4 protein-coding genes are annotated in these 7,446 nt (G+C 71.9%); all 4 read right to left on the reverse strand.

The genetic code is table 11. The features are described from left to right. Nucleotides 1–119 precede the first annotated feature (119 nt). The 4 genes from IEY73_RS13545 to mfd all read right to left on the reverse strand — a co-directional run bounded on the left by IEY73_RS13545 (nucleotide 120) and on the right by mfd (nucleotide 7,262). Entirely contained in the window at nucleotides 120–1,766 is a 1,647-nt protein-coding gene (locus IEY73_RS13545) for a DUF885 domain-containing protein (RefSeq protein ID WP_189079551.1), read from the reverse strand. A 10-nt stretch (nucleotides 1,767–1,776) separates the two neighbouring features. Next, the gene (locus IEY73_RS13550) at nucleotides 1,777–2,781 is read right to left on the reverse strand and encodes a MazG nucleotide pyrophosphohydrolase domain-containing protein (RefSeq protein ID WP_189079552.1); all 1,005 of its coding nucleotides are present in this window, start codon (nucleotides 2,779–2,781) and stop codon (nucleotides 1,777–1,779) included. Nucleotides 2,782–2,788: 7 nt separating this feature from the next. Continuing rightward, entirely contained in the window at nucleotides 2,789–3,541 is a 753-nt protein-coding gene (locus IEY73_RS13555; RefSeq protein WP_189079553.1) for a hypothetical protein, read from the reverse strand. A gap of 79 nt (nucleotides 3,542–3,620) precedes the next feature. Then, nucleotides 3,621–7,262, reverse strand: coding sequence for a transcription-repair coupling factor (gene mfd, locus IEY73_RS13560; protein ID WP_189079554.1), 3,642 nt, complete (start codon nucleotides 7,260–7,262; stop codon nucleotides 3,621–3,623). Nucleotides 7,263–7,446: the final 184 nt, after the last annotated feature.

Genomic DNA, 7,446 nt, shown 5'->3' on the forward strand with positions numbered 1-7,446 from the left:
GGCGCGGCGCGGAAGCCGGCGCGGCGCGGAAGCCGGCGCGGCGCGGAAGCCGGCGCGGGCGGGGCGGGGGCCGGGGCGTGCGGGGTGGCCTCGCGGCGGGGGCTGGTGAAGCGCGTTATTCACACACCCAGCAGGGTGCGCAAATGGCGCGGCGGCGGGGAGCCGTGCGACAGCATCGCGTCGTGCCAGGCGCGTGGGGTGGCGCCAAAGGGCCGCGCCGCCGCAATCGCCGCGACTTCGGTGTAGCCGACGAAATAGGTGGACAGTTGCGTCGACGTGAGCAGGGCCCGGCGCCACTTGCCGGCCGCCTCCCCCGCCTCTTGGAAGCCACGCTCGGTCATCAGGGCCATCGCCTCCCGCTCGGGCATCTGCTCACAATGCACGAGCTGGTCGATGATCGCGTTCAGGCTCATCCGCAGACGCATCTTCAACTGCTGCAGACGGATCGGCAGGCCGCCGAAGCCCGCCTCGGCCATCAGATCCTCGGCGTAGACGGCCCAACCCTCGACGAACGGGCCGGACCATCCGAGCGACCGGACGCGGGTGCCACCGCGGAACCGCCGCGCGTGCGCCAACTGCAGGAAATGACCCGGCATGGCCTCGTGCACGGTCAGGTTGCGCACCATGTGATCGTTGTATTCGCGATAAAACGACTCGGCCCGCTCGGCCGGCCAGTCGTCGGGCGTCGGGGCGATGCAATAGAACGTCGGCACCTCGGCCTTCTCCAGCGGACCGGGCGGGTCGCAATAGGCCACGGCGACGCCCCGGGCGAACTCGGGCATCTCCTCGATCACGCACGGGTCGTCGATCAGCGACACGAGGTCGTGTGCGCGGACGAAGTCGGTGGTCTCCCGCAGGCTCAACCGGGCCAGATCCACAATGGTCTCGTCGCTCGGATGCTCGCGGCCCAGCATGTCGAGCGCCGCGCGCGCGGTGTCGTCGGTGGCCGGACCGCCGACCAGCTCGGACGCGCAGTCGCGCAAGCGGGCGCCCGCCTCGTCGAACTCGCGCCAGGCAAGCTCCAGCACCTCGGCGGCCGGCAGCTCGGTGTCCAAGGTGTGCCACAGGCGCGCCTCCCACATGGGCCGGCCGAGCCGTGGATCGCGCCCCGGGTCACCGGTGTCCAGGCGGGCCCGGAGCCATCCGCAGAAGTCGCCCAGCGCCGACTGCGCCGCCGCGGACACCGGCTCCACCGCGGACCGCAGCTCCGGAGCGGCGTCGAGCAGCCGGGGCACCTGGTCGCGGATCAGCGTGGCCACCCCGGCGAACTGGCCCACCGCCGTCTCGACATGCACCCGGGGCATGTCGTGCAGCACGACGCGGGCGGTGGCCAGCGCGTCGGGCACCGCGGCGAGGCGGCCACCCAGGCTGACGAGCCGTTCCTCCACCGGCGCGAACGGTCGGGCGAGCAACGAGTGCAGCAGCGGACCCGGGTTGTGCACCAGCGGGTTCCACTCCGGCTCCCGCACGTCGCTCAGCTCGAACAGCTCCCGCTCGACCAGGGCGGACAGCATCTGGTGATCGACGTGGTCCTGTGGCCCGAGCCCGTCGGTGTTCAGCCCGGCCAGTGTGTCGGCGGCGTCGCGCACCATGGCCGCGCGCGCGGCGACGGCACCCGCCGAATGGTCCGGCAGCCGATCGTCGAACCGATGATCACCGGCCGTGGCGGCGATCAGCGGATCGGACTCCAGAAGCGCGTCGACGATCCGCTCGGCGATCACCGGGAAGTCGGACGTCTCGGGCTCCGCAGGGGTGAAATCCGGCATGGCTGAGAACCTACTCGCCGGGTGAGACATCCTCCGTTGCGCGCCGCGTGTCCACAAGGTCCGCGGCGCCGCGCTCGGCCGCGCGCACCGCTTCCGCGTACGCCAAGGAGGTCGACCGCAGTTCGTCCTCCGCGTCGCGTCCGGCGGCGCGGGCCTCGGCGACCATGCGCATGAGCGTGCCACCCAGGTCGTCGCCGCCGGGCAGCGGGACGGACAGGCCGGCCCGCTCCACGCGTTGCAGGAGCTTCGCGGCCAGCGACAGCGCGGGCTGGCTCAACGCGATGCCGTCGGTCGTCGACGAGCGCGACTTCTCCGCCTTCTTGATCCGCTCCCAGTTGGCGATGATCTCATCCACGCCGTCCACCGTCTCACCCGCGAACACGTGCGGGTTGCGGCGCACCATCTTCTCCACCAGCCCGCCGGCCACCTCGTCCACGGTCCATCGCTCGCCGTCCGGGAGGTCGGCGGCCAGCCGGGCGTGCAGCACGACCTGGAGCAGGACGTCGCCGAGTTCCTCGCGCAACGCGTCCATGTCGCCCTCGACGATCGCGTCGTAGGCCTCGTAACTCTCCTCCAGGAGGTACGGGGCAAGGCTGCGATGTGACTGCTGCTGCTTCCACGGGTCCCCGCCGGGCGAGACCAGCCGGTCCATCACCTCGACCGCGTCCAGCAGCCGCGCGCCGGGCGGATCCCACGACCCGTACATCAGCTCCAGCTCGGCCACCTGCGGCTCGCGAGCCAGGCGCAGACCGAGCCGGCGGGCGAAGGCGTCGTCTCCGCCGCCGGGACCGGCCAGCCAGACCAGGGTGCCCATCCGGCGCAGCTCGTCGATCACCGGGTCCGGATCCGGCTCGACGATGCGCACGTCGACGCCCGCGGCGCGCAACGCGTCCACCTGCGGGCCGGGCGCGGCGCTACGCACCGGGTGCGCCCGGACGAGATCCCAGGCCGCCGCGGTCAGCAGGCCGGCCGGCAACCGGGGCGACGTGACGAGCAGGACGATCCGACCGGTCACGCGCGACTCAGCCGACGTCGGTGACGGGCAGCGGCCCGGACGCGTCCGGCAGGTCCACCACGACCAGCGGCAGGGGCTTCCCGTTCGGGCCCTGCTCGGTGTAGACGTCGATCTGCGCCGGCTCGTACCGCGGGTTCACCCGGATGTCCGAGTCGGTCACACGCTGGCGCACCTCGTTGCGCACCGCGACCGCGCTGGCCAGGGTCTGCTTGGCCTCCGGCGAAATGCCGGAGGAGAACTGCTCGGCGGTGAGGCCGGGCTGCATCGCGCCGGTGGCCTGCAGCCGCCGGAACACCTCACGCACGTCGTCGTCGCTCGGGTTCGCCGGCTGCACCTTCTGGGTCAGGTTGTAGAGCAGGCCCTGCACCTCGACATACGTACGGACGTAGCGCGCGTCGCTGGGCAGGCCGAGCCGCTGGGCGTACTGGTCGAGCGGCAGTTGGCCGGGCACCGTGACGTTGTGCTTCTTGGCCACCTCGCCCAGCACCCGCCGGCTGACCATCGTGTTCAGCACGTCCCGCCCGGTGATCGGCATGGTGACCGGGCGCGCCGCGTCGCCACCCTGCTGGGCTGCGGTGGCGGCGGCCTGGGCGGTGAGCTTGTCCCGGGCGTCGTCGTAGACGGACTGCACCTGGTCCACCGTGATGGCACCGGACGGCAGGTAGGCGGCCACGTCGGGCTCGGACCGGCAGGCGCCCAGGCCGGTCACGGTGAAGGCCGCGACGACAGCGGCGGAGACGAGTCGGCGAGCACGAGGCATGAGTGTGACTCTCTCACGTCCGTGCCGGTCTGCGCCGCCGACCCCCGGCAGACCACCCGAGCCGGTGCACCGGTCGCGGTCAGGCCGGGGCGGGCGCCGGGATCTCGCCCAGCACGTCGCGCAATAGCTGCGTGCACCACTGCAGCAACGCCTGATCGCGCAGCAGGTCCCCGCCCACCCGCCGGGTGCTCGGCCGCGGCACGCTCACCTGGTCGTTCGCCAGCTTGTAGACGGCGTCCGGGTGGTAGCGCTTGAGCCGCATCTGCTTGGAGTCCGGCAACGCCAGCGGCGCGAACCGCAGATGCTTACCCTGCACCGAGACGTCCGTCAGCCCGTACGCGCGAGCGATCAACCGGAACCGGGCGACCGCGATGAGGTTGACCACCGGCTCGGGCGGCTCGCCGTACCGGTCGGTCATCTCGGCGACCACCTCTTCCAGCCGCGCCTCGTCCCGCGCCTCGGCAAGCTTGCGGTACATCTCCAGGCGCAGCCGCTCCACCGCGACGTAGTCGGTCGGCAGGTGCGCGTCCACCGGCAGATCGACCTTGACCTCGGTCTCCTCGGTCGGCCGCTCCCCCTTGAACGCCTGCACCGCCTCGCCCACCATGCGCACGTACAGGTCGAACCCGACACCCTCGATGTGGCCGGACTGTTCACCGCCGAGCAGGTTGCCGGCGCCGCGGATCTCCAGGTCCTTCATCGCGACGTACATGCCTGCGCCCAGCTCGGTGTGCTGCGCGATGGTGGCCAGCCGCTCGTGCGCCTGCTCGGTGAGCGGTTTCTCCCGCGGATAGAGGAAGTACGCGTACGCCCGCTCGCGCCCCCGGCCCACCCGGCCGCGGATCTGGTGAAGCTGGGCCAGGCCGAGCAGGTCGGCACGCTCCACGATGAGGGTGTTCGCGTTCGGGATGTCGATGCCGGACTCCACGATCGTGGTGCAGACCAGGACGTCGAACTCCTTCTCCCAGAAGCCGACCATCACCCGTTCCAGGGCGTCCTCGCCCATCTGGCCGTGCGCCACCGCGATCCGCGCCTCGGGCACCAGCTCGCGCAGCCGGCGTGCCGCCTTGTCGATCGACTCCACCCGGTTGTGCAGGAAGAAGACCTGCCCGTCGCGCAGCAGCTCGCGGTGGATCGCCGCGGCGACCTGCTTGTCGTCGTATGCGCCCACGAAGGTGAGCACGGGATGCCGTTCCTCCGGCGGAGTGGCGATGGTGGACATCTCCCGGATGCCGGTGATCGCCATCTCCAGCGTGCGCGGGATCGGGGTGGCCGACATGGTCAGCACGTCCACCGAGGCGCGCAGCGCCTTCAACTGTTCCTTGTGCTCGACGCCGAAGCGCTGCTCCTCGTCCACGATGATCAGGCCGAGGCTCTTGAACCGGGTCGAGTTGGCCAGCAGCCGATGGGTGCCGATGACGATGTCCGCGGTGCCGTCGGCGGCCTGTTCCAAGGTGCGCTCGGTTTCCTTCGGCGTCTGGAACCGGGAGAGCTGGCGGATGGTGATCGGGAACTGGTTCATCCGTTCGGTGAACGTGTTGAAGTGCTGCTGCGCGAGCAGCGTGGTGGGCACCAGGATGGCCACCTGCTTGCCGTCCTGCACCGCCTTGAAGGCCGCCCGCACCGCAATCTCGGTCTTGCCGTAGCCGACGTCGCCGCAGATCAGCCGGTCCATCGGCACGGCCAGCTCCATGTCGTGCTTGACTTCGTGGATGGCCGCGAGCTGGTCCGGCGTCTCGGTGTACGGGAAGGCGTCCTCCAGTTCCCGTTGCCACGGGGTGTCCACGCCGAACGCGTGCCCCCGGGACGCCTGCCGCGCGGCGTAGAGCTGGATCAACTGGGCGGCGATCTCCCGCACCGCCTTGCGCGCCCGGGCCTTGCTCTTCTGCCAGTCGGAGCCGCCCATCTTGTGCAGCGCCGGGTGCTCGCCGCCCACGTAGCGGGAGAGTTGGTCGAGTTGGTCGGTCGGCACGAACAGGCGGTCGCCGGGCTGGCCGCGCTTGGACGGCGCGTACTCGATCACCAGGTATTCCCGGTCGGCGCCGTTGACCTTGCGCTGCACCAGCTCCACGTATCTGCCGATGCCGTGCTGTTCGTGCACGACGAAGTCGCCCGCGCGCAGCTCCAGCGGGTCGATGGTGTTGCGGCGCCGGGACGGCATCTTGCGCATGTCCTTGGTGGAGGCGCCGCGCCCGCCACTGATGTCGTTGCCGGTGATCACCGCGAGGCGGGAGGCGGAGTCCACGAACCCGTGGTTCAGCGAACCGCAGGTGATCAGCAACTGGCCGGGCTCCACGACATCGGGCAGCGCGTCCCGTGGCGTCACACCCAGCCCCGCATCGCGCAGCAGCTCGGTGGCCCGCTGCGCGGTGCCGTGCCCCTCGAACACCAGAGCCACCGCCCATTTGTCGCCGGCCCATTCGGACAGGTCGGTGACCAGGCGTGCGGTGTCACCGTGGTAGAGCGGCACCGGCTGGGCGGCCAGCGCGATGGCGTCCCCGGTGTCCGGCGACACCTCGACCTCCGGGGTCTCCAGCCACGGCTGGTCGGCCGCGGCGGAATCATCGGTGGTCTCGGCCAAGCCGAACGGGGAGACGGTCCACCAGGGCCGGCCCAGCGATGCGGCACGCGCGCGCACCTGCGCCAAGCTCTGGAAGGCGGCCGCGCCGACGTCGATGGGCGCCTGCCCACCGGTCGCCGCGGCGGCCCAGCCGGCCTGCAGGAACTCCTCGGACGTACGGGTGAGGTCGTGCGCGCGGGTGCGGATCCGCTCCGGGTCGCAGAGCAGCACGTGCGTGCCGGCCGGCATGCAGTCCAGCAGCAGTTCCATCGAGTCGGCGCCGTCCACGTCGGTGCCCACCAGCGCCGGCGCCAGCGACTCCATGCCCTCCACGGGGATGCCCTCGGCCAGCCGGTCGAGCATCTCGGCCAGCTCGGGGTGCTGCGCGGCGAGCTCCGCCGCGCGGGCACGCACGTGCGGAGTGAGCAGCAACTCGCGACACGGCGGCGCCCACAGTCGCGGCGCCGGGTCGATGGTGCGCTGGTCGGCCACCGCGAAGGTGCGGATCTCCTCGATCTCGTCGCCCCAGAACTCCACCCGCGAGGGATGCTCGTCGGTCGGCGGGAAGACGTCCAGGATGCCGCCGCGCACGGCGAACTCGCCGCGCTTGGTAACCAGGTCGACGCGCGCGTACGCCATGTCGGAGAGCCGCCGCGCGACATCCTCCAGCTCGGCCTCGCCGCCGGTGGTCAACTCCACCGGTTCCAGGTCGCCGAGCCCCCTCAACTGGGGCTGCAGCAGGCTGCGCACCGGCGCGACGACGACCTGGACGGGCGCGCCCTGCGGGTGGGCGAGCCGGCGCAGCACGGCAAGGCGGCGGCCCACCGTGTCCGAGCGGGGCGACAGCCGCTCGTGCGGCAGCGTCTCCCAGGACGGATAGACGACCACCCGCGCCGGGTCGATCAGGCAGCCCAGGGCCTCGGCCAGGTCGTCGGCCTCCCGGCTGGTCGCGGTGACGGCCAGCACCGGCCGGTCGGCGCCCTCGGACGCGGCAGGCGCGGCGACCGCGGCGACCACGAACGGGCGCAGCGAGACCGGGGCGGTGACGTCCAGCGCGTCGGAGTCGGCGGTGGCGCCGAGACCGTCGGCGCGCGCCAAGTCACGCGCGCGGGCGAGGCCACGGTCGCGCAGGGCGGCCGGGAGGAGACCGGATAGCTGCACTTCACACTCCCACGAGCACGTCGAAAGCCCCCGGTCGCGGCGGCAACGGGGGGTACGAACCCATCGTAGTCCGCCGGACCGACAACCCCGATCGCCGCGTGCGCCCCTCGATGGCGCTATCGCACCGTGAGCCTCCGATGGTGCTATCGCACCGTGAGCCTCCGATGGTGCTATCGCACCGCCA

Source organism: Mangrovihabitans endophyticus (assembly GCF_014646155.1).
In the GTDB taxonomy this organism is placed as follows: Bacteria; Actinomycetota; Actinomycetes; order Mycobacteriales; family Micromonosporaceae; genus Actinoplanes; species Actinoplanes endophyticus.

Coding starts and splice junctions, on each gene's coding strand:
- IEY73_RS13545 (WP_189079551.1), bottom strand. CDS start 1,766: ATGCCGGATTTCACCCCTGCGGAGCCCGAGACGTCCGACTTCCCGGTG.
- IEY73_RS13555 (WP_189079553.1), bottom strand. CDS start 3,541: ATGCCTCGTGCTCGCCGACTCGTCTCCGCCGCTGTCGTCGCGGCCTTC.